Source organism: Stenotrophomonas sp. GL_101 (assembly GCF_057835675.1).
In genome coordinates this window covers 1-23,405 of record NZ_CM174432.1, presented here as the reverse complement: position 1 = coordinate 23,405, position 23,405 = coordinate 1, and the positions used below count along the sequence as shown (strand labels likewise).

21 protein-coding genes and 2 pseudogenes are annotated in these 23,405 nt (G+C 62.3%); 3 read left to right on the top strand and 20 right to left on the bottom strand.

Annotated elements, in window-relative coordinates:
* Positions 1 to 3: 3 nt before the first annotated feature.
* Together AC3IR9_RS00115 and AC3IR9_RS00110 are read left to right on the top strand one after the other, a co-directional pair.
* Positions 4 to 819, top strand: coding sequence for an AraC family transcriptional regulator (locus tag AC3IR9_RS00115; protein WP_489293210.1), 816 nt, complete (start codon positions 4 to 6; stop codon positions 817 to 819).
* Between the two features lie 121 nt (positions 820 to 940).
* A pseudogene (locus AC3IR9_RS00110) lies at positions 941 to 1,386 on the top strand (transposase); the annotation flags it as partial.
* Positions 1,387 to 1,611: 225 nt separating this feature from the next.
* On the opposite strand, the gene AC3IR9_RS00105 reads toward AC3IR9_RS00110, so the two are convergent.
* The 3 genes and pseudogenes from AC3IR9_RS00105 to AC3IR9_RS00095 form a co-directional block, all read right to left on the bottom strand.
* A complete protein-coding gene (locus tag AC3IR9_RS00105; protein ID WP_489293209.1) occupies positions 1,612 to 2,013 on the bottom strand; it encodes a hypothetical protein in 402 nt (133 codons plus the stop codon).
* Positions 2,000 to 2,584 (bottom strand): annotated as a pseudogene (locus AC3IR9_RS00100) (RHS repeat-associated core domain-containing protein); the annotation flags it as partial. The pseudogene AC3IR9_RS00100 and the gene AC3IR9_RS00105, both read right to left, overlap by 14 nt.
* Positions 2,585 to 2,599: 15 nt before the next feature.
* Positions 2,600 to 3,235, bottom strand: coding sequence for a hypothetical protein (locus AC3IR9_RS00095; protein ID WP_489293207.1), 636 nt, complete (start codon positions 3,233 to 3,235; stop codon positions 2,600 to 2,602).
* Here AC3IR9_RS00095 and AC3IR9_RS00090 point away from each other — a divergent pair.
* Positions 3,162 to 4,199 (top strand): cytochrome-c peroxidase, encoded by a 1,038-nt coding sequence (locus AC3IR9_RS00090; protein ID WP_489293206.1) that lies wholly within the window; start codon positions 3,162 to 3,164, stop codon positions 4,197 to 4,199. The genes AC3IR9_RS00095 and AC3IR9_RS00090 overlap by 74 nt on opposite strands.
* 15 nt (positions 4,200 to 4,214) lie before the next feature.
* Here AC3IR9_RS00090 and AC3IR9_RS00085 read toward each other — a convergent pair whose 3' ends face one another.
* The 17 genes from AC3IR9_RS00085 to dnaA all read right to left on the bottom strand — a co-directional run bounded on the left by AC3IR9_RS00085 (position 4,215) and on the right by dnaA (position 23,405).
* A complete protein-coding gene (locus AC3IR9_RS00085; RefSeq protein WP_489293205.1) occupies positions 4,215 to 4,685 on the bottom strand; it encodes a hypothetical protein in 471 nt (156 codons plus the stop codon).
* A 166-nt stretch (positions 4,686 to 4,851) separates the two neighbouring features.
* Positions 4,852 to 5,943, bottom strand: coding sequence for a PA0069 family radical SAM protein (locus AC3IR9_RS00080; protein ID WP_489293203.1), 1,092 nt, complete (start codon positions 5,941 to 5,943; stop codon positions 4,852 to 4,854).
* Between the two features lie 269 nt (positions 5,944 to 6,212).
* Entirely contained in the window at positions 6,213 to 6,956 is a 744-nt protein-coding gene (locus AC3IR9_RS00075) for a pyridoxine 5'-phosphate synthase (RefSeq protein WP_489293202.1), read from the bottom strand.
* A 4-nt stretch (positions 6,957 to 6,960) separates the two neighbouring features.
* A complete protein-coding gene (locus AC3IR9_RS00070; protein WP_489293201.1) occupies positions 6,961 to 7,218 on the bottom strand; it encodes a hypothetical protein in 258 nt (85 codons plus the stop codon).
* Positions 7,219 to 7,282: 64 nt separating this feature from the next.
* Positions 7,283 to 8,743 carry a cardiolipin synthase gene (gene cls / locus AC3IR9_RS00065; protein WP_489295936.1) on the bottom strand — a complete coding sequence of 487 codons (1,461 nt, stop codon included), beginning with the start codon at positions 8,741 to 8,743 and terminating at the stop codon, positions 7,283 to 7,285.
* A gap of 227 nt (positions 8,744 to 8,970) precedes the next feature.
* A protein-coding gene (locus AC3IR9_RS00060; RefSeq protein WP_489291031.1) for an IS3 family transposase occupies positions 8,971 to 10,205 on the bottom strand; the annotation gives its coding sequence in 2 pieces (ribosomal slippage) (positions 8,971 to 9,854 and positions 9,854 to 10,205; 1,236 coding nt in all).
* Positions 10,206 to 10,324: 119 nt separating this feature from the next.
* Positions 10,325 to 10,738 (bottom strand): ExbD/TolR family protein, encoded by a 414-nt coding sequence (locus AC3IR9_RS00055; protein ID WP_489293200.1) that lies wholly within the window; start codon positions 10,736 to 10,738, stop codon positions 10,325 to 10,327.
* A 3-nt stretch (positions 10,739 to 10,741) separates the two neighbouring features.
* Complete coding sequence (locus tag AC3IR9_RS00050) at positions 10,742 to 11,167, bottom strand: ExbD/TolR family protein (protein WP_489293198.1); 426 nt, start codon at positions 11,165 to 11,167, stop codon at positions 10,742 to 10,744.
* Positions 11,168 to 11,224: 57 nt separating this feature from the next.
* Positions 11,225 to 11,989, bottom strand: coding sequence for a TonB-system energizer ExbB (gene exbB, locus AC3IR9_RS00045; protein WP_228884824.1), 765 nt, complete (start codon positions 11,987 to 11,989; stop codon positions 11,225 to 11,227).
* A gap of 84 nt (positions 11,990 to 12,073) precedes the next feature.
* The gene (locus tag AC3IR9_RS00040; RefSeq protein ID WP_489293196.1) at positions 12,074 to 12,742 is read right to left on the bottom strand and encodes an energy transducer TonB; all 669 of its coding nucleotides are present in this window, start codon (positions 12,740 to 12,742) and stop codon (positions 12,074 to 12,076) included.
* A gap of 146 nt (positions 12,743 to 12,888) precedes the next feature.
* On the bottom strand, positions 12,889 to 14,097 hold the full coding sequence (locus AC3IR9_RS00035; protein ID WP_489293195.1) for a tetratricopeptide repeat protein: 1,209 nt from the start codon (positions 14,095 to 14,097) through the stop codon (positions 12,889 to 12,891).
* 153 nt (positions 14,098 to 14,250) lie between these two features.
* A complete protein-coding gene (locus AC3IR9_RS00030; RefSeq protein ID WP_489293194.1) occupies positions 14,251 to 15,057 on the bottom strand; it encodes a M48 family metallopeptidase in 807 nt (268 codons plus the stop codon).
* A 132-nt stretch (positions 15,058 to 15,189) separates the two neighbouring features.
* On the bottom strand, positions 15,190 to 16,041 hold the full coding sequence (locus AC3IR9_RS00025) for a CPBP family glutamic-type intramembrane protease (protein WP_489293193.1): 852 nt from the start codon (positions 16,039 to 16,041) through the stop codon (positions 15,190 to 15,192).
* Between the two features lie 73 nt (positions 16,042 to 16,114).
* Positions 16,115 to 18,574 carry a DNA topoisomerase (ATP-hydrolyzing) subunit B gene (gyrB, locus tag AC3IR9_RS00020; protein WP_489293191.1) on the bottom strand — a complete coding sequence of 820 codons (2,460 nt, stop codon included), beginning with the start codon at positions 18,572 to 18,574 and terminating at the stop codon, positions 16,115 to 16,117.
* Positions 18,575 to 18,686: 112 nt separating this feature from the next.
* Positions 18,687 to 19,784 carry a DNA replication/repair protein RecF gene (gene recF / locus AC3IR9_RS00015; protein WP_489293190.1) on the bottom strand — a complete coding sequence of 366 codons (1,098 nt, stop codon included), beginning with the start codon at positions 19,782 to 19,784 and terminating at the stop codon, positions 18,687 to 18,689.
* 909 nt (positions 19,785 to 20,693) lie between these two features.
* Positions 20,694 to 21,794 (bottom strand): DNA polymerase III subunit beta, encoded by a 1,101-nt coding sequence (dnaN, locus tag AC3IR9_RS00010; RefSeq protein ID WP_489293188.1) that lies wholly within the window; start codon positions 21,792 to 21,794, stop codon positions 20,694 to 20,696.
* Positions 21,795 to 22,070: 276 nt separating this feature from the next.
* Positions 22,071 to 23,405 (bottom strand): chromosomal replication initiator protein DnaA, encoded by a 1,335-nt coding sequence (gene dnaA, locus AC3IR9_RS00005; protein ID WP_489293187.1) that lies wholly within the window; start codon positions 23,403 to 23,405, stop codon positions 22,071 to 22,073.

Here is a 23,405-nt window from a genome sequence, read left to right as displayed (position 1 = left end):
ACGATGTTTCTCACTGGCTTGAGCGGCCTTGCGCCGGATTACCCCGATCAGATCGATCGGCCCGTTACGGTCATTGGACTGGGCGCGAGCACCGATGGCTGGGAATTCCCATTCCACCAGCATCGCAAAGCACAGTTGCTGTTTGCCGACACGGGAATGATCACCCTGGAGGCCGACGCGGGCCTGTGGGTGGTTCCTCCACAGGCCGCGGTTTGGATTCCCGGCGGCCTTGTCCACCGTGGTTACAGCAGCAGTGAGCCGCAGGGGTTCGTTGCATTCGTCGAACCCGATGCCGTCCCCGGGCTTCCCGACACCTGCTGCACGATCTCCGTTTCTCCGTTCATGCGCGCCCTGCTGGGACGTACTGCTGCACTGCCTGAGTACTACGACCTGGACGGCGCCCAGCAGCGCTTGATTGCGGTACTGCTGGATGAACTCGTCGCCGCGCCGCATGAGTGGTTGCATCTTCCGATGCCCTCCGATCCTCGCCTGCGCCAGCTCGCCGATGCGATGCTGGCTTCACCGGCAGCCCAGGCCACCCTCGACCAACGGGCCTTCCATATCGGCATGAGCACACGCAACATGTCGCGCCTGTTCGCTGCCGAGACGGGCTTGAGCGTGAGCCGTTGGCGTCGTCAGATGCATGTGATCACCTCCCTGCCGATGCTGGCGAAGGGGCTGACGATCCAGGCCATTGCCGACGACCTCGGCTACGAAAGTTCGGGGGCCTTCGTCACCATGTTCCGAAAGTCAGTTGGCGCACCGCCCAAGCGGTTTCTGGCCGAACGCACGGCCCAGATCAGCGCACCGTTGGAATGACTCGCTGAGTTCCAGCTCAGGTATTGCTTTCACCGCGACGTGAGCCCGGCATTGCGCCGGCTGCAACGGCCACCAGCCCCACATGACGAACACGAGAATTTAAACACTACGCCTATAGGCCAACACTGATCGACTGGAAGCTATCACTAAACGTCTGGAAAAACTGCTTGCCGAGCAAGTCGGCAAGCAGGCACAGCTGGCTCTACTGAAGTCGATCAAAGGTGTGGGCCCTGCATTGCAGGCTTGCCGGCTAATTACCTGCCTGAGCTGGGCAAGCTAAGCGGTAAAGTCATCGCCAAGCTGATTAGAGTCTCCCCTATGTCCTGCGACAGCGGGACGATGCGGGGCAAACGCCGCATCGGCGGCGGCCGAGCCGAGATCCGCCAGATGCTTTACATCGCCAGCACGTCCACGCTGCTGCACGAACCTCGACTGCGGGAATTTTACCGGTCGCTGCAGGCATGCGGCAAGGAAGTAAAAGTGGCCATCGTGGCCGTGATGCGGAAGATGCTGGTGATCCTCAACGCCCGAGTGCGCGACGCCCAGAGCGAGTCGATTCCCGTCTAAAGCGCACTTAGGAACATCTTCAAAGGCAGCCGGACAGCGGCCGACATTACCGTGCTTGTCCTACTGTGGGGCCGAACCCCCTCCAACAACATAGTTGCTATGGACATATTCCTTCCCAAGCAATTTCGGCACATGCAATGGCATCAGAAACTAGCACTAGGCTCAGCCAGCCATCCTTCCCGCCCCAAAGTCCAGCGGAGACTGCGAGCCATTGCGGCGATATCGCTACAGGCGTCGAACAACGCCTCCCTCCCGCGTCCATATCACGTTCTGCTCATCTCCAAACGTCACCTTCTCAGCGGTTTCATTCAAGACAACAACATAGGCGAAACTTCCAGACAACCCCTTCCTAGCGGGAACAAGCACCACTCTCACCTGAATGGATTCGTCCCCCAACACACTCTCAATTCGCTCTATGGCAAGCGAACTGTGTATGGCTACTCCCGATATCCGCAGCTCTCCCGGCTGGGTCTGCTTGACATTAAAAAATTGCACGTGTTCGAACTTGATCGTTTGTTCGCCATAATAGCCACTGCAAGCCTGCACCAACGCTCCGACAACAATCAATAAGATCCAGCGTCTCCATTTCCTGAAATATGGGTGCGCAATTTCTTTATCGGCGGCCATGAGCTGCTCCTCCATTCGCCCTGATTATCGACTGGGATAGACCCGACGGAGCACTGGGCGCAAATCCTGTCCTGGTGGAAAGCGACTCGCCCGTGACCGCCTCCCATGTATCGGCCGCGAAAGATGAGCAAGGAGAAAGATAACCCCAGCCATCCTCACCTTCGTTTCGCTTCTTCTGAATCCTATCAAAGAGGTTGCGCTCCTGCTCATCGTTCAAATGTGCCGTCCTACTCGCGTCGGGAATGTGTCCACCACGCACCTCTAGATTTGAGTGTAGACCGTTTCCCTTTCCACGAGGATTATTGCCCCAAGTACCATAAGAAGTCGTAGGCCCGTTGCGCCCAGCAGGGCCTTCTGGACCTGCTGGCCTCTGTGGACCGTCCGGAGTGTAAGTCAACCAGCTATGCCCGAGGGTGCCGCCCTGATTTTGCGAATGGATGCCCAACGTTCCCGAAAGACCAAAGGGATCCATCCATGAAATTGGGTTACCACCGACGTATGCATAAGGATTTATTCCTGCCGCCAGTCCAACTGGATCTTCAGAAATAAAGCGCCCAAGCTTTGGCTGATAGTACCGAGTCCGGCATTAGTAAAGCCCGTTGTCGTCACGCTCCCTCCCAGTGTATTGGTACCGGTTTGTGAAACCAGGCTCGGACTCCGTAGCAGCGCCGTACGGGTCATAGTCATAGCGGTTTATGACCTGCCCGTCCGAATTGGTCAGTGCTCGAGTGCTTCCAAGATGATCAGTGAGCAGATAGGTCCGACCGCCCTGTTCGTCTATTGCATATCGCTCGTCGACATGAAGGCCCGTCAGGATTGAATTGCCTATTCCACCCGTGGTCTCCAGGATGACATTGAAGCCATCATGGAGATAGGTGACGAATTTACCACTTTCGCTTCTGTTGACTCTCCGACCCAACCCATCGTAGATGTACTCCGCGATAGTCTGACCATCCGCATGGACGCGTAGCAACTCGTTGCGAGCACCCCACTCATATGTCTTATTTGCATCGGCAACCAGATTGCCATTTTCGTCATAATGGAGCACTTGCCCTTGATGATGCGTCTGACGCTGATTATCGTCGTACGCGTTTCCCGGCGAAGTTACAGCAGGCAGGGCGTTGGGGGCATAGGACCCATTTTGAACAATGAGCTGCCCGTTGTTGTCGTACCCGAACCCAATGGCTCCGATTTGCTCGCAACCTGGTTTACGCCAAGCCAAGCCGGTCAGATCACCAGCAGGCGACCAGGAACCCTCAGCCGCTCAAGAATCCGGCCTTGCCGGGATTGGCGAGACATTATTCAATGACGTTCGACTGGGGGCTGACGGGCGCATAAGTTGCGCTACATGTCACATTTCAGAGCATGCATTTACCGATGCCCGCGCTGTTTCGGTAGGAGCATTCGGACGCAAAGGTACGCGTAATGCGCCGAGCCTGATTGGGCTTGTTGAGCGGGGGCCGCAGTTCTGGGATGGACGTGAGGACGCGCTACCCCAAGCTGTCATGCAGCCTCTTGGCAACCCCATGGAAATGGGTCACGACACGGTGGCAGCTGCAATAGAGCAGATCGCCACTCTGCCGGAATACCGCGCCTTTTTTGGTAAGGACATCAGCGAAACCGACATATCGGCAGCGCTCTCCAGCTATCTTACTAGCTTGGATACCGGCGTCAGCCTGTTCGACCGCGCTCACGCATCCGCCGACTACAGTCTCCTCGGTGCGCGAGCCGAGCGCGACATGCAGCTCTTCCAAGGCAAGGGCCAGTGCGCCAGCTGCCATCTGATGGACAAGTCCAGCTCATTCAGCGATCAGCAGTTTCACCATGCCAGCGTCGGATTTGAGCGCATCGCGGGCAACATCCGTTCGCTACAGGCACGCTTGGAACGGTCGCGAGGCTCTGGCGAGCCCCTTGGTAGGATGATCCTCGCAGATGCCGAAATCGCGGAGCTGGGACGATTCGCGATTACGTCCGATCCGCAGGACATGGGTGCGTTCCGCACACCCAGCCTGCGCAACGTGGCGCGCACAGCGCCTTACATGCACGACGGCAGCATCCAGACTCTCGAAGCGGCCATCGAGCATGAGCTCTACTATCGTGGACTCACCAGCGGGCAACCAATCAGCTTGACTGTTGAGGAACGCAGCGATCTGGCCGCCTTCCTCACCACGCTCAACACGCCCTAGGCGAATAGGTACCATTTACTGCGCGGGAGCCCCATCGTCGGCCGGGAAGATTTCCAGCTCTTGGCTGCCAGCCAGTTTCCCATCCAGCGTGACCTCAAAGAGATAGCGACCGGTTAGCCACATACCGCGCGGCTCAAACTGGAACTTGGGTGCGGCCGAATTGCCGGCGTTGAGTCGAAGCTTGCCTGTATCGACAGTGCTGTCATCGGCCAGAGCGATCATCTTGACCGCCAAGTCCGCCCCCTTCGTTGTGCCCTTGGTACGAATGGCAATCTCCACCGGGTCGGTGGGATGGGTGGGGCGGGCTAATGCGCCAACAGGCTCGCCGGCAGGCCGCGCGACAATCTCGATGAGTTCCATAGCCGGAGCAGGAAGCGCTTGGCCAGAAGCAGCTTTCGGTTCGGTAGGCGACGGGCTGCACCCAGCCAATGCGGCAATTCCGACAAATAGCGCAGTCAATCCAACAACTTTCCCTGTGAACTTCATCGATCGCCTATCCGTTTGGCCAATTGGGCGGTTCTTGCCCCGAACGCCCAGCACACGTCATTGCTGCAGGCGTTCATTCCAATGCGGCGTAGGTCAGCCGGGGCATCTATCATCGACGCCCAACCGGCTTGTCTGCGCAAGCCGGGACGAACTGTCCGGTGACTGCCTAGAACAACGACCCCTGCGGCGAATCCACTCTCGGCGGCAACGGCCGCAGAAACTTCGTGCAATCCAGTTTCGGCCAATGGCTGTTCTGCGCATCGAAGCCCAACCGCTTGCGGGCCAGCTTGAAGCGGCTCGACAACAGATCGGCATACACGCCCTGGCCGCGCATGCGGGTGCCAAACTCGCTGTTGTAATCCTTGCCACCGCGCAGCTGGTTGATGGTGCTCATCACGTGGGTGGCGCGGTCGGGGTGATGGGTATCCAGCCAATCGCGGAACAGGGGTGCCACTTCCAGCGGCAGGCGCAGCAGCACGTAGCCGGCGGAGCAGGCACCGGCGTCGCGCGCGGCTTCCAGCACCGCTTCCAGTTCGGCATCGTTGATCCACGGAATCACCGGCGCGACCATCACTCCCACCGGAATGCCAGCGTCGGACAGCCGCCGCATTGCGCGCAGGCGGGCGTGCGGCGCCGATGCGCGCGGCTCCAGCCTGGCCGACAGATGCGGGTCCAGCGAGGTCACCGAGAAGTGCACGCTGACCAGGTTCTCCGCGGCCAACGGCGCGAGCAGATCGATGTCGCGTTCTACCAGCGCGTTCTTGGTGATCAACGAGAACGGGTGCCGCGTTTCCAGCATCACCTCGATCAGCTGGCGGGTGAGTTTCAGCTTGCGCTCGATCGGCTGGTAGGCGTCGGTATTGATGCCCAGCGCTATCGGTTGCGGCACGTAGCCGGGGCGCGAGAGCTCCTTGCGCAGCAGCTGCGGCGCGTTGGTCTTGGCGAACAGCTTGGTTTCAAAGTCCAGCCCGGGCGACAGGTTGAGGTAGGCATGCGAGGGCCGGGCGAAGCAGTAGGAGCAGCCATGCTCGCAGCCACGGTAGGGATTCACCGATTGGCTGAAGCCCACATCCGGCGACTTGTTGCGGCTGATGATGCTGCGCGCGGTTTCCGCGCGCACTTCGGTGCGCAGCCGCGGCGCCAGGAATTCCTCGGACTCCTCGGCGTCCCAGCCATCGTCCACGGCTTGGCTGACGGTGACCTCGAAACGGCCTACCAGGTGGGTGGTCGAGCCTCGGCCTTTGATCGCAGTTGCCATGGGCGAAGGCTATCGACGGGGTGTCGCAGTCGTTGAGACGACGGGGAGGGAAGTCATGGCCAGGTACCGCGCGCGGGTGGATTAGTAGTATTACTAACCACAGGCCGCGAGGGAAGTGAAATCGCGGCCACCACAGGGTTTGCGGGCTGAACGGGTCATTTGGCCCCCAGCGTTATCCACAGGATGCGGGGCGCCGCCGAACCGACCAACGGCCGGCTCCTACCGTTCAATCAACACCGGTAGGTATCGACCGTTGGTCGATACGCGCATTACAGCAGGGCCAGATAGCCCTTCACGGTGGCATCGAGCCCGTCATACAGCGCCTCACTGATAAGCGCATGGCCGATCGACACCTCCAGTACGTCGGGCACGTGCGCCAGGAATTCGCCCAGGTTGCCCTGCGACAGGTCGTGCCCGGCGTTGACCCCCAGCCCGACCGCCTGGGCCCGGCGCGCTGCGCCGGCGAACAGGTCCAGCATGGCCCGCGCATCGCCGGCGGCATGGGCCTGGGCATACGGGCCGGTGTACAGCTCGATGCGATCGGCACCCACCGCGGCCGCCTGCTCCAGCAACGGATTGCCGGCATCCACGAACAGGCTGACCCGGCAACCGTAGGACTTCAGTTCGGCAATCAGCGGGCGCAGGCGCTCACCGTCGCGGGCAAAGTCGAAGCCGTGGTCGGAGGTGAGCTGGCCGTCGCTGTCGGGCACCAGCGTGGCCTGGGCCGGGCGGGTCTGCGCGCACAGCGGCAACAGGCCCGGGTAACCCTCGCGCGGCGGGGCGAACGGGTTGCCTTCAATGTTGAATTCCACGCCGTGGGCAACGGTCAGCGCCGACAGCGCCAGCACGTCCTCGGCGTGGATATGCCGGCGGTCCGGGCGCGGGTGCACGGTGATGCCATGCGCACCGGCCTCCAGGCAGACGCGCGCGGCCTGCACTACGTCCGGGTCGGTACCGCCGCGCGAATTGCGCAGGACGGCGATCTTGTTGACGTTGACACTGAGCTGGGTCATGGCACTACGGGAGGTCGGAGTCTTCGGCGGTCGGCTGGCGACGGGCATCGCCCTGCTCGCGCAGCCGGCGCAGTTCGGTGGGGTCGATCACGCGGGAGATGTCGCCCTGCAGAGTGCCGAAGCGCGCGACGTACAACCCGCGCACCCAGGCCAGCAGGAACAGCAGGGAAGCCAGCAAGGCAAGCAGCATCAGCCCCCAGTGGGACACGTTGAGCGCCAAGGCGAAACAGCCGAGCGCCAGCAGCAGGAACAGCCAATGCATCGTGATTCTCCCCGTCGATCTGGTCAGTGTAGCGCCGCTGGCTGTCCCGGTTCCACGTGGCCAGTCACAACAACGGCGAGGCCAGGCGGGCGAATGCCTCCGGCACACGGTGCAGCCACAGCGAGCGGCCGCGATCGTTGTGCACGCGGGTGGCAGCGGCGAACTCGGCGGCCAGGATCTGCTCCAGCGCGGCCACGCGACCGGCGTCGACCAGCATCATCGACAACTCGAAATTGAGCCGGAAACTGCGATGGTCGAAGTTGGCGCTGCCGACAATGCAGACGTTGTGGTCGGCGATGAAGGCCTTGGTGTGCAGCATGCGCGGGCCGTACTCATAGATTTTCACGCCCGCCTGCAGCAGCTCGTCGAAGTAGGAGCGCGCGGCCTGGGTGACGAACCACGAGTCGCTCATCTTCGGTACCAGCAGGCGCACGTCCAGGCCGCCCAGCGCGGCGGAGGTGAGGGCCATGCGGGCGGCCTCGCCGGGGACGAAGTACGGCGTGACCAGCCAGACGCGCTCGCGCGCTTCGTGGATGGCCGCCACCTGCAGCCGGTGGATGGTTTCCCACGATGAATCCGGGCCGGACACCAGCACCTGCGCGCTGATCGGGCCGTCGCTGCGGCTGGGCATCTCGTGCGGCCACAGCTGGGCGATCTGGAAGCGTTCGGGCGGCTGCCCGGTCGCATAGATCCAGTCCTCGATGAAAACCAGCTGCAGGCTGCGCACCACGTGTCCAACCAGTCGCATGTGCAGGTCGCGGTAGGCATCCGGGCGACGGCTTTCGTCTTCTTCGTCGGTGATGTTGATGCCACCGGTGAAGGCGACGCGGCCATCGACCACCACCAGCTTGCGGTGGGTGCGCATGTTCAACCACGGGCGTTTGAACGGCTTGAGCAGTTGCCGCGGGTGGAACCAGGCCACTTCGCCACCGGCGTCCAGCAGCGGCTGCAGGAAGCGCTTGTGGATTGCCGACGACCCGACCGCATCCAGCAGCAGGCGCACCCGCACGCCCGTGCGGGCCCGCTCTACCAGCGCATCGCGCAGGGCGGTGCCGGCATGGTCGGGGTTGAAGATGTAGTACTCCACGTGCACGTGGTCGCCTGCCTGGGCGATGGCAGCAAGCAACGCGCGATAGGTGGCCGCGCCGTCCACGAGCCACTCCACTTCGGTGGCCGAACTGGGTGCCAGGCCGGTGGTGGCCTGGGCGATCTTGGCCAGCTCGGTGCAGTCCGCGTCGGGTGGACACACGCTGCTGTAATGCTCCATGCCCGAGCGCGCGCGGCCGCGACGCAGACGTTGTCGTTTTACTTTCTGTGGGCCGAGCAGGTAGTAGATGAACAAGCCCAGGTAGGGCAGGGCGGCCAGCGACAGTATCCAGCTCAGGGTGGCCACCGGCTCACGCTTCTGCAGCATGATCCAACCGATCAGCCAGAACAGGTAGAGCAGGTAGGCGACCACGAGTAGCGGCCGGAGGTGGGGGACGGCATCGAGCCAGGCCGCGAGGGCAGGGTAAGTGGCAAGCATGGGCGGATCATAACGGGCCGTCGCGTCGCGCGCCTGCGCAGGGTCGATGCAGCCGGCACGCAGCAGGAAGGTTTCTTCTCCCATGAGGGGAGAGGTTCACCCAGGGCGCGATAGAAGCAACCGGGTGTGTCTTGGCTTTCGCTATGACGCGGGCGCACTCCTTTGTTTGGAGAAGAGTGACCCGTCCTGCCATAGGTTGACACCTGTGGCGGATGATCTGGCCGCCGTCAGGCGGCCAGAGACGCCCGATGCACCGCATCGGGCGTTTGCATTTTAAGCGACAGGTGCGGCCGCTCGGCGTTATAGATCCCCACCGACTCGGCGACCATCTGGCGTGCCTGCAGCAGGTCCCGGGGCCGGTGCAGCAGGAACTCGCCCTTCAATATCCCATTTACCCGTTCGGCCAGCGCATTCTGGTAGCAGTCGTAGCCATCGGTCATCGAGCAGGTCACCCCATGCCTGGCGTGGATCTTCTGGTAGTAGTCCGAGCAGTACTGGATGCCCCGGTCGGAGTGATGGATCAGCTGCTGCCGCGTTTTTCGTTCCTTCAGCGCCATCTGCAGTGCTTGGGCGACCTGTTCGGTCTGCAGGGTGTCGTGCACGCTCCAGCCCACGATCCTGCGCGACCACACATCGGTAATCAGGCTCAGGTATACAAATTTCCCCTGCGTGGGCAGGTAGGTAATGTCGGCTACCCAGACCTGCTCACTGCCGGTCGGTACCACGCGCCCTTCGCCGGGCTTGAGAAGATTGGGGTGCCGCCGGAAGCGGTGATGGCTGTCGGTCGTCTTGTGGTACGCCCGCCGCATGGGGACCAGCAGCCGGGCATCACGAAGGACGCCAAACAGACGGTCGCGCCCCATTGCCACTCCCGATGCTTGAAGCGTCGGTCCAATCAGATGATGCAGCTTGCGCGTGCCGATGCGCGGCTGGCGCGCTCGATAGCCACCTACCAGCGCGAGCGCCCGAGCACCGTCGGCCAGTTGCCGCTGCTGACGATGGCCTGCCTGATAGTACGCTTGGCGACTGATACCAAAATGGCGGCAAGCCCTTGCCACGCTTACGCCTTGGAGGCGCCTTTGCGTGAGGACTTGCCGGAAGGCTTTTTTACGATGCGCACCCCGTAGTCTTCCTTGAGCACATCCACGATGGCCTCGAAAAGCTGCGCCTTCTCGGTCGCCTCCCGCAGCTGAACCTGCAGGACTTTGATCTGTTGTTCCGGTGTCAGCGGCTTGGCCGTTCCGGACTTGGGAGCTGTGGTCATGGGGGCAGATGATGCCCCACCTGACCAGTCTTGCCGACCATGTCGCCGAAGCCACGACAGCACGGTGCTCCGTCCTTGGATTCCGTAGCGCTCCTGGGCCTGCTTGTAGGTCAGCTCCCCACGCTCGACCTGGTCCACCACCGACAACTTGAAGGCCAGCGAGTAATCCCGCTGGCTGCGCCTGATTGTTGAATTCATTGAACATTCCTCTTCCTGTGGGAAAAGGTGTCAACTCAATTCAGGACGGGTCAGAGCCAAAAAAAACGCCCCTGTTTCCAGGGGCGTTTTCCAGTCGCGTCATGACTGCGTAGTGCGGTTTACTGCTGTACGAAGCCGATCTTCTTCATCTGCGAGTTCTTCGCGGCAGCCAATACCTTGGCCATCACGTCGTACTCGGAGTCCGGGCTGGCGTCGATGCGCAGCTCCGGCTGATTGGTCGGATCACGCTGTACTTCCTGCTCCATGCGCTGCTGCAGCTCACCCACGGCAACCGGGCTGTTGTTCCACGAGACCTGGTTGCTCGCGTCGATCTTCAACTCGATCGGCGGCGGCGGCTCGACCAGCTGCGGCGGTGGGTTGATCACGCGCTGCGGCAGGTCAACGGCGATCGGGTAGGTCATGATCGGCGCGGTAACGATGAAGATGATCAGCAGAACCAGCATCACGTCCACGAGGGGCGTGACGTTGATGTCGGCCATGGGGCCTTTGCCACCACCAGTACTGAATGCCATGGCTTACTGCCCCTTCTCTTTGGTGGCAACAAAGCCAACGTCGAGCATGCCCTGCTCCTGCGCAATCTTCGTCATTTCGTTGATGACGCGCATCTTGGTGGTGCGGTCACCACGCAGATTGAGCGGGGGCTGGGGGGTCTGCTGGGCGGCGGTCGCCAAGCGCGACTCGAGAGTCTGCTTGTCGATTTCCTCGTCGTTCCAGTAGATCGAGCCGTCTTCCTTGACTGCCAGGGTGATCGGGCCCGAACGCTTTTCAGCGTCTTCCGGGTTCTGCACCAGGTTGGCCTCGGGCAGATCCACCTTGACCTTGTGGGACATCAGAGGCGCCGTGATGATGAAGATGATCAGCAGCACCAGCATCACGTCCACGAGGGGCGTAACGTTGATGTCGGCCATGGGGCCGCCGCTGTTACCACTACTGAAAGCCATAACGGGCTCCGTCTAGATCGTGTTGACTACGTTCTTGCCAGGGAAAGCGCGTCGCAATTAGCGAACGCGCGAGCCGGTGGCGAAGAAGTCGTGCAGGTCGTGAGCGAACGTATCGAACTTGCTGATCGTGGCGCTGTTGATCTTGCTGAAGAAGTTGAAGGCGAACACGGCCGGGATAGCCACGAACAGACCGATGGCGGTCATGATCAGTGCTTCACCCACCGGGCCAGCAACGGCGTCGATCGAGGCGGAACCGGTGGCACCGATCTTGATCAGCGCGCCGTAGATGCCCCACACGGTACCCAGCAGACCGACGAACGGAGCGGTTGCACCGACGGTGGCCAGCAGGGTCATGCCCGACTGCAGGTTGTTGCTTTCGCGGGTCACGGCCTGACGCAGGGCGCGATCGACGAACTCCGAACGGCTCAGGTTCTCACCCAGGCCGCCACCGGTTGCGCCGCCTTCGGCACGCTGGTGATGGGCCGCTGCCTGGGCAGCGTCAAGGGCGATCTTCGAGAAGGGCTCCGAAGCCGGCTGTTCTTCCATCGCACGGATGGCGTCCTGGGCGTTCGGGGTATCCCAGAACAGGCTCACGACCTTGTCGGCAGCGCTCTTGAGGCGGGTAGCACGGAAGATGTTGATGACGGTCCAGTACCAGGACATGGCCGACATGATGATCAGGGTCAGCAGCACGACCCAGGAAACGGCGAAATCACCCGGCTTGGTGGTCATTTCGTGGATCAAGTGCTCGAAGCCCATCTGCGAGAGGGCGTTCGACGGGTTGCCCCCGGCAGCAGCGGCGATGAAAAGTTCCTGCAGCATGACGCTTACCTTTGTTGTGTGTGGTGATGAATGATGTTGCTTTGAATAACCGAGGGAGCGGTGGCCGTCAGGCCACCGGCACCATCAGTTCAGCGCAAAGTTGACCGGGACGCGAACGCGACCTGCGACCTTCTTCCCGCCCGACTCCGCAGAACGGAAGCTCCACTTGCGTGCTGCTTCCATCGCGGCGCGGTCGAGGTCACGGTTACGGCTGGACCGTTCGACCGACACATTGGTGACGTTGCCATTGGCGTCGACATCAATGATCAGGATCACTTCACCCTGGATACCTGCACGGAAAGCTGCCGGCGGGTAACGCGGGGGGTTCATGTTCTTCGAGGAGATATCGACACTGGCCTCGATCTGGCTCGGCGGTGCCGGCGGCGACGGAGGCGATGGCGGCGTGACGATATCGGTGGGACGCGGGTCCGGGATATCGACGACCGGGGCCTGCGGCGGCGGCGGTACCGGCGACGGCTTCGGCGGCGACAGATTCTTCACCGGCGGCGGTGGGGTATCGGTCGGCGGCGGCGGCGGCGGCGGCGGTGGGGGCGGCGGCGGGGCGTCCACCAGGGTCACCATGATGTTGCGTTCCTTCTCCGTCGCGGCCTTGGGGGCCACGGCTGGAATCAGAAGCATCATGAAGGCGGCGAGATGCAGTGCGACTACAAAAGCGATACCCACGATACGCGGCCAGCTTAAGCCGGTGTCATCGCGTTGTTCGTACCTGTGAACGACTAGTTGTTCCGTCATGCGCCAAGAGCTCAATAGTGGGGCCGGGATACCCGGGGACAGGTAGCCCATGATCAGCGGTGCATGACACCGCAGGAACCTCCAAGCTTATACCAATCCTGAGCGCCTGCGCATCACTGGTGCAGGCATTCAGGCGTTATTCCTACTTACTTCAGGTTGATGATTTTGTCAGCATCCTTGGGGTTCTTCACACCCTTGGATTTTGCCTGCCGGGCGGCTTCCTTGGCCTGCGGCACACGCCCTTCCTGATACAGCACCTTTGCCAGGTTCAGGTAGGTTTCACCGTCCTTGGAGAGCGGGGCGGCGTTCTGCCACGCTTCAATTGCCTTGTCCGTCTGCTGCGGGTCGGAGTAGTAGTACGCCTGGGCCTGTGCCAGGTACACCTGATAGTCCGGCTTCAGGATGCCCTTCTGCAACCCTTCATTGATAACGGCAATAACTTCCTTTTCTTTGCCCTCGCTGTTGGCGTAGATCGAGTACAGCTGCTTGTACTCACGCTCTTCAGTCAGCTGGCCGGCCGTATACAGCTTGGCCATCACGGCGCCGGCCTTGTCCATCTGGTCGGCCTGCATGTACATGCTGGCCAGGTTGAGCTGGGCTTTCTTGTCGGTGGGGTTGCGCGCGGCGATGGCTTCGGCCTGCTTGACCGCTTCACCGGTCTGGCCGGCTTCGGACATGGCCGCCATCAGCAGCTGGTTCCAGCTGTCCTTGGGCTCGGTGGCGCCGGCAATGGCCTGCTGCAGCACCGGGATGGCCTCGGCGTAGCGCTGGGCCTGGTACAGGGCCTGGCCCTTGGCCACCAGCTCTTCGGGCTTGGTCGACTTGGTTTCGGCGAAGTACTTGCCCAGCGTGGCCAGGCCGGCGACGGTCTCGTCATCCTGCAACTGCAGCTGGCCGAGCATCAGCATCGACTGGTAGTGACCGTTGTTGTCCAGGCCGTTGAACTGGAGCACCTGCTGCAGGTACTTCTTGGCCGAGGCGGTGTCGTCGCTCTGGTAGGCGGCCTGCGAGGCCAGCTGGGCGGCCAGCGACTTGTCGTACTCGTTGGCCGCGCTGTTGGCCAGGATCTCGTCGGCAAGCGCGCGGGTTTCCGGGAACTTCTGGTCGTTGTAGCTGTCAATCATTTTCTGCAGCTTGGCACCCAGCTTCGGCGAGGACTTGGCCTCGGGCTCCTGGCGGGTGGCCTGCGGGTACAGCGGCTCGGCCTTGGTGGCCTTGTTCTTGCCGCCGCGGCGCTCATTGGAGCGTTCAGCCGAGCGCGAGGACTGCGCGAGGGCATCGGTGACCATGGCGCCACCGATTGCGGTCGCGATGAGGACGGAAAGGACGGCTTGCTTGTGGTTGCTGAAAATCATCTTTCACCTCGATCGAACCGCCGTAGCGGCATCAAAACGGACTGTCAGAAAAATCTGAGCCGCCAAACGTATCAGAAACTGGTGGCGTGAGAAATCGTTTCCGATGCTGCAATACAGCATCCTTTGGTCGTATTGCAGCTGTCACCGGCCATCTCAACCACACCTCGGTTTGCGACCGGCCGACTGCGCCTGCTGATAGACACCGGCCAGCGCCGGTGCGTCGCGCTGCAGCTCACGGATGCGGTTGGCGGGGTCGGGGTGGGTGGAGAGCCACTGCGGCGAGCGTCCGCCGCTGGCGGCCATCATGTTCTGCCACAGGTTGACCGCCTGGCCCGGGTCAAACCCGGCCTCGGCCATCAGCCGCTGGCCCACCACGTCGGCCTCGCTTTCCTGGGTCCGTGAGCCGGGCAGCAGGAAGGCGGTCTGCGCGGTCATGCCCCCCAGCTGGTTGACGGTGCTGGCCGCGCCATCGCCGTAGGCGGCGCCGGCCAGCGCGCCCAGCACGGACAGGCCGGTCTGCGCACCCATCTGGCGGGTCAGGCGCTCTTCGTGGTGGCGCGAGATCACATGGCCTATCTCGTGCCCGATCACCGCGGCGAGCTGGTCCTGGTTCTTGGCCACGGTGAAGATGCCGCTGTTGACCCCGACCTTGCCGCCAGGCAGGGCGAACGCATTGGGTTCCTTGTCGACGAACACCGCCGTCTCCCACCGTACGCCACGGTACTGTGGGGGCAGCTGCGCCACCAGCGCATTGACCACGCACTGCACATAGCCGTTCTGGCGGCCGTCGGTGCTGAGCTTTTCCTTCTGCTTGGTCTCGTTGAACGCCTGGGCGCCAAGCTGGTCCAGCTCGGCTTGGGAAACACCACCGATCATCTGCCGCCGACCGGTCGGCGAGGTGGTGGTGGCGCACGCGCTGACCAACAGCGCAAGCGCAACCCCGAACAGCACTGGTTTCATGGCAAGCCCCCCGTGTTCATGTGCCTAGTGTGGAACTGCGGTGCGTAAAATTTTGTTGTCGCCACATCAACGCCGCGCGGTGACAGGCTGGAACCGCCGGCCCTTGCCAGTCTCTTCTGCGCGCGGCAAGGATCAGTGAAGACCAAGGAACACCAGGGCGGCCAAGGCGATCGCGTTGTTCAGGCCATGCGCCACGATCGGCGCCCACAAGGTGCCGGTGCGCTGGTACAACCAGGCAAACGCCGCCCCCATGCCGCCGTAGACCAGCCACAGCTGGGCGATCTCCCACGGGCCATTGGCGCTGGTCCCGGGAATCTCATGGATCAGGGCGAAGGCCAGGCTGCTCAACAGCATGCCCAGCCACATGCGCCCGGCCTGCCAGAGGCGGCCGAACAACACGCGGCGGAACAACAGTTCTTCGTAGGCGGGCGCCAACACGATCGCGAACACCGCCAGGAACCACGGGAAGCGGGTGAGCGCTTGTTCCATCAGGGCCAGGTTGGTCGGCACCGGCTCGATCCCGGCCTGTTTGGCCAGGTAGGCGATCAGGTTGCTGCCAATCACCACGCCGCCAGCCACCAGCAGGGTCCAACCCCAGGTGGACGGACGTCGCGCGGCCTGCAGCGACGCATGGCGTTCGCCGCGGTCGGCGCGGCGGCGCAGGAAGTACAGCAACAGCGCGGCGCCGCCAGTGGCCACCAGCGCCATCAGGATCTGCGCCAGGGCACCGGGTTGGCCCAGTTGCTGGGCCAGGGTGGCCGTATCGATCGCAGCGCCTTCGCGTGTGGCTTGTGCACCCACCACGGCACCACGATAGACGCCCCAGGCCAAGCCGCTGATCAGGCTGATGCCAAACAGCGCGACCGCGGCGATACCCAGGTCGATGAAAAATCCTGCCACCGGTGAACCCGGCTTCCTGCCGGACGCCGAGGATGAGACAGGAGGCAGAGGAGGCGTGCTGGACGCCGGAGCGGTAGCGGACATCGGATTCCTGACATCGGGAGGCGACGGCCGGCCAGGTTGCGCGGAGCAACCGGCCGACACTGTCCCGATTGTGTCAGATATCCAGGTTGGCGACCTTCAGCGCATTGTCTTCGATGAAGTCACGACGCGGCTCGACCACGTCACCCATCAAGGTGCTGAAGATCTGGTCTGCCGCCACCGCGTCTTCGATGCGGACCTGCAGCAGGCGGCGCGTTTCCGGGTTCACGGTGGTGTCCCACAGCTGTTCCGGATTCATTTCGCCCAGGCCCTTGAAGCGCTGGATCTGGCGGCCCTTCTTGGCTTCGTCCAGCAACCAGTTGCGTGCTTCGGAGAAGCTTTCGATCTCGGCGGACTTGGCACCCCGGCTGATCTTGGCACCGCCACGAACCAGCCCATGCAGCAACAGCGAGGATTGGTGCAGCGCACGCAGTTCGCCGGTTTCGAACGCCGACAACGGCAGTACCTGGATCATCTCCTCGCCCATGTGCTTGCGAGTGACCAGCAACGCGGCCGGGCGCTCGTCGGTGGGCTCCTGCAGTTCCAGGCTGAAACGCGGCGACCCCAGGTTGCCCCGGTTCAAGCGCTTGGCCAGCGCGGCCAAGCCCTCGTCGGCACCGGCCTTGCGCAGGTGTTCCAGGTCCATCGGGGTGAAATCGATCAGCGCTTCGAGCACCTGTCGATCATAGCGGTGCACGTTGCGGCTGATGGTTTCCTGCGCCGAAGCGTAGGACAGCAGCAGCTTCTCCAAACTCATGCCTTCGATTCCCGGCTCACCTTCGGCCGGAATCAACGACGCATTTTCCACCGCGCTGCTGGCCAGGTAAGCATCCAGCGCCGGGTCATCCTTCAGGTACTGCTCCTGCTTGCCCTGCTTGATCTTGTACAGCGGCGGCAGGCCGATGTAGATATGGCCACGCTCGATCAGCTCCGGCATCTGCCGGTAGAAGAAGGTCAACAGCAGCGTACGGATGTGCGCACCGTCGACGTCGGCATCGGTCATGATGATGATGCGGTGGTAGCGCAGCTTGTCCGGGTTGTACTCGTCGCGCCCGATACCGGTGCCGAGTGCGGTGATCAGCGTACCAACCTGGTCCGACGCCAGCATGCGGTCGAAACGCGCACGTTCCACGTTGAGGATCTTGCCGCGCAACGGCAACACCGCCTGGTTCTTGCGGTTGCGGCCCTGCTTGGCCGAGCCACCTGCCGAGTCACCCTCGACGATGAACAGCTCGGACAGCGCCGGATCCTTTTCCTGGCAGTCGGCCAGTTTGCCCGGCAAACCAGCGATATCCAGCGCACCCTTGCGACGGGTCAGGTCGCGCGCCTTGCGCGCCGCTTCACGGGCACGCGCCGCGTCGACGATCTTGCCGGCGATCGCCTTGGCTTCGTTCGGGTTTTCCTGCAGGAACTCTTCCAGGCGCTGGCCAAAGGCACTTTCCACCGCCGGGCGCACATCCGAGCTGACCAGTTTTTCCTTGGTCTGGCTGGAGAAACTCGGGTCGGGCACCTTGACCGACAGCACCGCGATCATGCCTTCGCGCATGTCATCGCCGGTCAGGTTGATCTTGGCCTGCTTGGCGATGCCGTTCTGTTCGATGTAGTTGTTGAGCACGCGGGTGAGCGCGCCGCGGAAACCGGCGAGGTGGGTACCGCCATCCTTCTGCGGAATGTTGTTGGTGAAGCAGTACATCGTTTCCTGGTAGGAATCGGTCCACTGCAGCGCCACATCCACGGTGATGCCGTTGGCCTCGCCGGTTACCGAGATCACATTCGGGTGCAGCGGCGTCTTCAACTGCGCCAGATGCTCCACGAAGCTGCGGATGCCGCCTTCGTAGTGGAAGTCGTCACGGCGGCCATCGCCGCGCTCGTCGGCCAGGACGATCTTGACGCCGGAGTTCAGGAAGGACAGCTCGCGCAGGCGACGCGCCAGGATGTCGTAGTGGAACTCGACATTGTCGTGGAACGCTTTCACCGACGGCCAGAAGCGCAGGGTGGTGCCGCGCTTGGTGCTGGCTTCCAGCTGCTTCAGCGGGTACACCGCCGCGCCGTCGGCATATTCCTGCTGGTAATGGAAACCGCCCTGGTAGATGTCCAGGACCAGCTTCTGCGACAGCGCATTGACCACGCTGACGCCGACGCCGTGGAGACCGCCGGAAACCTTGTAGCTGTTGTCATCGAACTTGCCGCCGGCGTGCAGGACAGTCATCACCACTTCGGCCGCAGAGACGTCGCGATCGAGCTTCTTGCTCATCTGCTCGTGCTTGCCGGTTGGAATGCCGCGACCGTTGTCCGACACCGACACCGAACCATCGGCGTGGATCATCACCGACACGTTGTCGGCGTGGCCAGCCAAGGCTTCATCGATCGAGTTGTCGACCACCTCGAACACCATGTGGTGCAGACCCGTGCCGTCATGGACGTCACCGATGTACATGCCCGGGCGCTTGCGAACCGCCTCCAGGCCTTCCAGTGCGGTGATGCTGTTGGCGTCGTAGTTGCCGTTCGTTGCCGGGGTGTTCTGTTCTTCAGTCATTGCGCTTGCCATAGGCTCCGCAGGTCGGGCCGCCGCCGGGAGGGCGGGGCGCCGAGTAATAAGGGGTTGCGACCGCAATTATACCAGTCGGGGCACGGCGGCCCCGTCGACACTATGGCACAGGCAGAATCTGGCCATGTTCCACGTGGAACCGGGTGATTTCACGAATGTCCTGCAGTGCGGCAGGCGTCTCGGTGGCAGTAATGAAGATCTGCGCCGGGCCGGCCATCAGGCGCTCCAACACCCGCCCCTGATGGGTACGATCAAGTTCGGAGGTAATGTCATCCAGCGCGATGACCGGCCACTCCCGGCGTTGTTCGGCATAGTCCTCGGCCTGGGCCAACAGGCAGGTCAGGGCGGTGAGCTTGGCCTGGCCGCGCGACAGCGCATCGCGGCCGGGGATACTGGCAAAACCCACGCTCCAGTCGGCCCGATGCGGGCCCACCGAGGTATATCCCGCCATCCGGTCACGCTCACGCGCCAGCAGCAGCGCATCCGACAGGGAAACTTCGTGCTTTCGCCAACCAGGACTCAAGGTCAGCGACTGTATCTCCAGCGTTGGCGCCAGTGAGGCGGCCAATGCGATGGCGCGGTCCTGCAGGCGCTCCAGGTAATGCTGGCGGCGTGCGGTCAAGGGTTCGCCGGCCTCGGCCAGCTCCCGATCCCAGGCATCCAGGGCATGCGAATGTCCGCCTTGCTTGAGCAGGGCGTTGCGCTGCTTTAGCGCCCGGGAATAGCGTCGCCACAACGCAAGAAAGTCTGGTTCCACGTGGAACAAGCCCCAATCAAGGAAACGACGGCGGGGTTCGCCACCACCGCTGACCAGGGCATGGCTACCCGGCTCGAAGGTCACCACCGCCAACGCCGCGCAGAGATTACCGAGCTGGGCGACGTCCTCGCCATCCAGCCGGCCTTTCCACTCCTGGCCGCTGTGGCGAAGCCCGGCCTTGCGCCGCGTGGGGCTTTCAGCACCTTCGCGCTGTTCGTCCCATTCCACGAACACTTCCAGCGCCTCATGCCCCTGTCGTACCAGGCCATCACGTACCCGGCCACGGAAACTACGGCCATAGGCCATCACATGCAGGGCTTCAAGCACGCTGGTCTTGCCGGCACCGTTGTCACCCGTGATCAGATTGATGCCCGGCTGGGGGGCCAGTTCCACGTTGTCGAAGCGACGAACCTGGTGCAGGGACAAACGTCGAATGTGCATGCGCTCGATCAGCACCGCCAAGGGCGGCAGTCGGGGAAGGGGAGCCGATCAGCTTACTGCATTGGGCTGGTTCCACGTGGTCGGCGTGATGCACCTGGCAGCTACCCGGTAGCCGACGCAGTAACTCCTACAGAAATCGCGTCGGATTTCTTGAAATCTGTTGCGGCAGCAGCAGGGCAGCCGTGCAGATTTCAAAGAATTCGAGGCGTTTCTGCGCGGTATGACTCCGGCGTCCGCCGGCAAACGGCATCGATTTCTTGAAATCTGCGCGGCTGGGCGGAGGCGGCGTATTCAGATAGCGAGCATTTCACAGCGGGTCTTTTTCACTGTCCACAGCAACTCTGTATTACTTATGCACAACCCATGTGCAATCTGTGGATAAAAGGAGGACCTGTGGATGACTCTTGAGATATCCACAGGTTCAACCCCAGGCTCAACACCTGTTTTACCGGGGGTTTCAACCCCTATTTCCCTATGTATTTCAACAAGATAAGGTACTTTTCAACCAAATCTGGCCCTACCACCACCACCTAGCTTTAGATTTATATACAGTTTTTAAAGCATAGAGCTGTGATTCCGCCGTGCAATTCAACGCAGATCCAAGACCGCGAGTCCATGCGCGCCACATCACACCGAACAGCTGACTTCGCTATCGCGCAGTGCACAGCTCTCCAGTCTCAGATCACAGTTGGTGATCGCGTCAGGGCATCACAGCCGACGGCGGGCGCGGCACTGGCGGGGCCTATCTGTGCGCTGGCTCCGATGCGAGCCCGGGAACCGACTGACAGGGAAAAACGAGCGTCCGCGCGAATGCTCCACGTGGAACGTTTGAAACCTCGGAAAAAGAAAACCCGGCACCAGGCCGGGTTTCTTCATCGCTGCGGTTCCACGTGGAACCGCATCGCCTGGTCAGAGGCGCAGCGGCATCACCACATGACGCGACTTCTCGCTGCTGGCTTCACGCACCAGCGCGGAGGAGTTGGAATCACGCAGCTGGATGACCACGTGTTCGTCGCGCAATGCCGACAACGCGTCCAGCAGGTAGTTCACGTTGAAGCCGATGGCCAGATCGCTGACCGTGGTGTCGGCCTCGATCTCTTCCTGGGCTTCTTCCTGCTCCGGGTTGTGCGCACTGATCTTCAAGTTGCCCGGCGAGACTTCCACCCGGATGCCGCGGTACTTCTCGTTGGACAGAATCGCCGCACGCTGCAACGAGGCACGCAGGGCCTCACGATCCACCTTGACCTCGCGGTCGGCACCGATCGGGATCACTGCCTCGTAATCCGGGAAACGGCCGTCAATCAGCTTCGAGGTGAAGGTCACATCGTCGCGCTTGACCCGCACATGGCTGCGGCCCACTTCCAGCTCGATCTCGCGATCGCCGCTTTCCAGCAGACGCTGCAGTTCGGTCACACCCTTGCGCGGCACGATGATCTGGCGCTTGGCGCCACTGGCCTTTTCCAGATCGGTTTCGCACAGCGCCAGGCGGTGGCCATCGGTGGCGACGGTACGCAGGGCATCGCCGCGCAGGTCGAACAGCAGGCCGTTGAGGTAGTAGCGCACGTCCTGCTGGGCCATGGCGAACGCGGTGCGCTCGATCAGTTCCTTCAGGGTGGCTTCGCCGATGGTGACACGCTCGGTGGCTTCCACTTCGTCCACCGACGGGAAGTCGTTGGCTGGCAGGGTCGCCAGGGTGAAGCGGCTACGGCCGGCCTGCACGGTGATCTTGTCACCGGTCTGGGAGACGGTGATCCGGCTGCCATCGGGCAGGGCGCGGATGATCTCGAAGAGTTTGCGGGCGGGGATGGTGGTCTCGCCGTCCTGGGCATCTTCCACCGCGATCCGCGACACCATTTCCACTTCCAGGTCCGTTCCGGTCAGCGACAGCTGCCCGTTCTGCACCTGGACCAGGAAATTTGCCAGAACCGGCAGGGTCTGGCGGCGTTCGACCACGTTGACGACTTGTGCCAACGGCTTGAGAAAGGCTTCGCGCTGCAGTGTGAAACGCATGTGGTTCCGTGCCCCTATGCTTTAAAAAAATAAGGAATAAATCAAAAGCTTGGTGGTGATGGTAGAGCCAGATTCGCGGGAAAACTCAACTAAGTCTTTGTAAACAAAGGAATTTCACGCCTCGAAACCCTCTGCACTACCAGCCCCCAAGGGGGAGGGGAAGTTGTGGATAAATCTACCGCGAAAACAGCCGGCTTTTTTATCCACATCCTGTCCCCTGCTTACTACCGGATTCTGCACCGTTTTATGCGATGACGCCTGTGCGGCGACCATGCACTATTCGCTCAACTTCCGGATCAGCTTGTCCCAGTCTTCCCGCAACTTGCCGTCCGCCTCCATCAATGTCCGGATCTGCCGGCAGGCATGCAGCACCGTGGTGTGGTCCCGGCCGGCAAAGGCATCGCCGATTTCAGGCAGGCTGTGCTCGGTCAGTTCCTTGGTCAGCGCCATGGCAACCTGGCGCGGACGGGCCAGCGACCGGGTCCGACGCTTGGACAGCAGATCCTTGATCTGCAGCCCGTAGTAGTCGGCCACGGTTTTCTGGATGTTCGGAATGCTGATGGCCTGCTGCTGGGCGCGCAGCAGATCGCGCAGGGTTTCCTGGGCGAAGTCAGTGGTGATTGCACGGCCGGTGAAATTGGCGCGCGCAGCCAGGGTATTCAGCGCACCCTCGAGGTCGCGCACATTGGAGCGCATTTTTTTGGCAATCAGGAACGCGACATCGTCAGGGATATCGGTACCCCGTTCACGGGCCTTGGCCAGCACGATCGCCGCGCGGGTCTCGAAGTCCGGCGGTTCGATGGCCACCGACAGGCCCCAGGCCAGGCGCGACTTCAGCCGTGCTTCCAGGCCCTCGACTTCGCGCGGGTACCGGTCGCACGTCAGGATGATCTGCTGCTTGCCGTCGAACAGGGCATTGAACGTATGGAAGAACTCTTCCTGGGTACGGTCCTTGCCGGCGAAGAACTGGATGTCATCGATCAGCAGCGCGTCCACCTGCTGGAACTGGCGCTTGAACTGGTCCATGGTTTTTTCCTGCAGCGCACGGATCATCGCGCTGAAGAACTGTTCGGATCGCAGGTACAGCACCTTCGCCGCAGGATTGGCCTGACGCATCGCATTGCCGGCCGCGAACATCAGGTGGGTCTTGCCCAGCCCGGTGCCGCCGTACAGCAACAGCGGGTTGTGCGCGCGGTCGCCCGGTTTCTGCGCCGCCTGGAACGCGGCGGCCAGGCCCAGCTGGTTGCTGCGGCCTTCCACGAAGTTGGTGAAGGTGTAGTGCGAATCCAGGTTGCCGGCAAACGGCACCAGCGGCCCGGCTGGCACCGACGGCGCGTAAGCGCCCGGATTCGGCGCGATCTGCGCCTCTACGGGGCGGGGGCGCGAGCCGATTTCAAGAAAAACGTCGCCGAAACCGGCGAAGTGCGTCAACAGTTCCTTGATCCGCGGCAGGTACAGTTCGCGTACCTGGTCGACGATGAAGGCATTTGGCGCATAAAGCACCAGGCTGTCCGCGCGCAGATCCGCCTGCAGCGGCTTCAACCAGGTGTGAACATCTTCGGGCGGGAACTCCGCCTCAAGGCGTTCGAGACAACGGGACCAGGCATCCAT

Coding starts and splice junctions, on each gene's coding strand:
- AC3IR9_RS00115 (WP_489293210.1), top strand. CDS start 4: ATGTTTCTCACTGGCTTGAGCGGCCTTGCGCCGGATTACCCCGATCAG.
- AC3IR9_RS00105 (WP_489293209.1), bottom strand. CDS start 2,013: ATGGCCGCCGATAAAGAAATTGCGCACCCATATTTCAGGAAATGGAGA.
- AC3IR9_RS00090 (WP_489293206.1), top strand. CDS start 3,162: ATGAGCTGCCCGTTGTTGTCGTACCCGAACCCAATGGCTCCGATTTGC.
- AC3IR9_RS00085 (WP_489293205.1), bottom strand. CDS start 4,685: ATGAAGTTCACAGGGAAAGTTGTTGGATTGACTGCGCTATTTGTCGGA.
- AC3IR9_RS00080 (WP_489293203.1), bottom strand. CDS start 5,943: ATGGCAACTGCGATCAAAGGCCGAGGCTCGACCACCCACCTGGTAGGC.
- AC3IR9_RS00075 (WP_489293202.1), bottom strand. CDS start 6,956: ATGACCCAGCTCAGTGTCAACGTCAACAAGATCGCCGTCCTGCGCAAT.
- AC3IR9_RS00070 (WP_489293201.1), bottom strand. CDS start 7,218: ATGCATTGGCTGTTCCTGCTGCTGGCGCTCGGCTGTTTCGCCTTGGCG.
- cls (WP_489295936.1), bottom strand. CDS start 8,743: ATGCTTGCCACTTACCCTGCCCTCGCGGCCTGGCTCGATGCCGTCCCC.
- AC3IR9_RS00055 (WP_489293200.1), bottom strand. CDS start 10,738: ATGGCATTCAGTACTGGTGGTGGCAAAGGCCCCATGGCCGACATCAAC.
- AC3IR9_RS00050 (WP_489293198.1), bottom strand. CDS start 11,167: ATGGCTTTCAGTAGTGGTAACAGCGGCGGCCCCATGGCCGACATCAAC.
- exbB (WP_228884824.1), bottom strand. CDS start 11,989: ATGCTGCAGGAACTTTTCATCGCCGCTGCTGCCGGGGGCAACCCGTCG.
- AC3IR9_RS00040 (WP_489293196.1), bottom strand. CDS start 12,742: ATGACGGAACAACTAGTCGTTCACAGGTACGAACAACGCGATGACACC.
- AC3IR9_RS00035 (WP_489293195.1), bottom strand. CDS start 14,097: ATGATTTTCAGCAACCACAAGCAAGCCGTCCTTTCCGTCCTCATCGCG.
- AC3IR9_RS00030 (WP_489293194.1), bottom strand. CDS start 15,057: ATGAAACCAGTGCTGTTCGGGGTTGCGCTTGCGCTGTTGGTCAGCGCG.
- AC3IR9_RS00025 (WP_489293193.1), bottom strand. CDS start 16,041: ATGTCCGCTACCGCTCCGGCGTCCAGCACGCCTCCTCTGCCTCCTGTC.
- gyrB (WP_489293191.1), bottom strand. CDS start 18,574: ATGACTGAAGAACAGAACACCCCGGCAACGAACGGCAACTACGACGCC.
- recF (WP_489293190.1), bottom strand. CDS start 19,784: ATGCACATTCGACGTTTGTCCCTGCACCAGGTTCGTCGCTTCGACAAC.
- dnaN (WP_489293188.1), bottom strand. CDS start 21,794: ATGCGTTTCACACTGCAGCGCGAAGCCTTTCTCAAGCCGTTGGCACAA.
- dnaA (WP_489293187.1), bottom strand. CDS start 23,405: ATGGATGCCTGGTCCCGTTGTCTCGAACGCCTTGAGGCGGAGTTCCCG.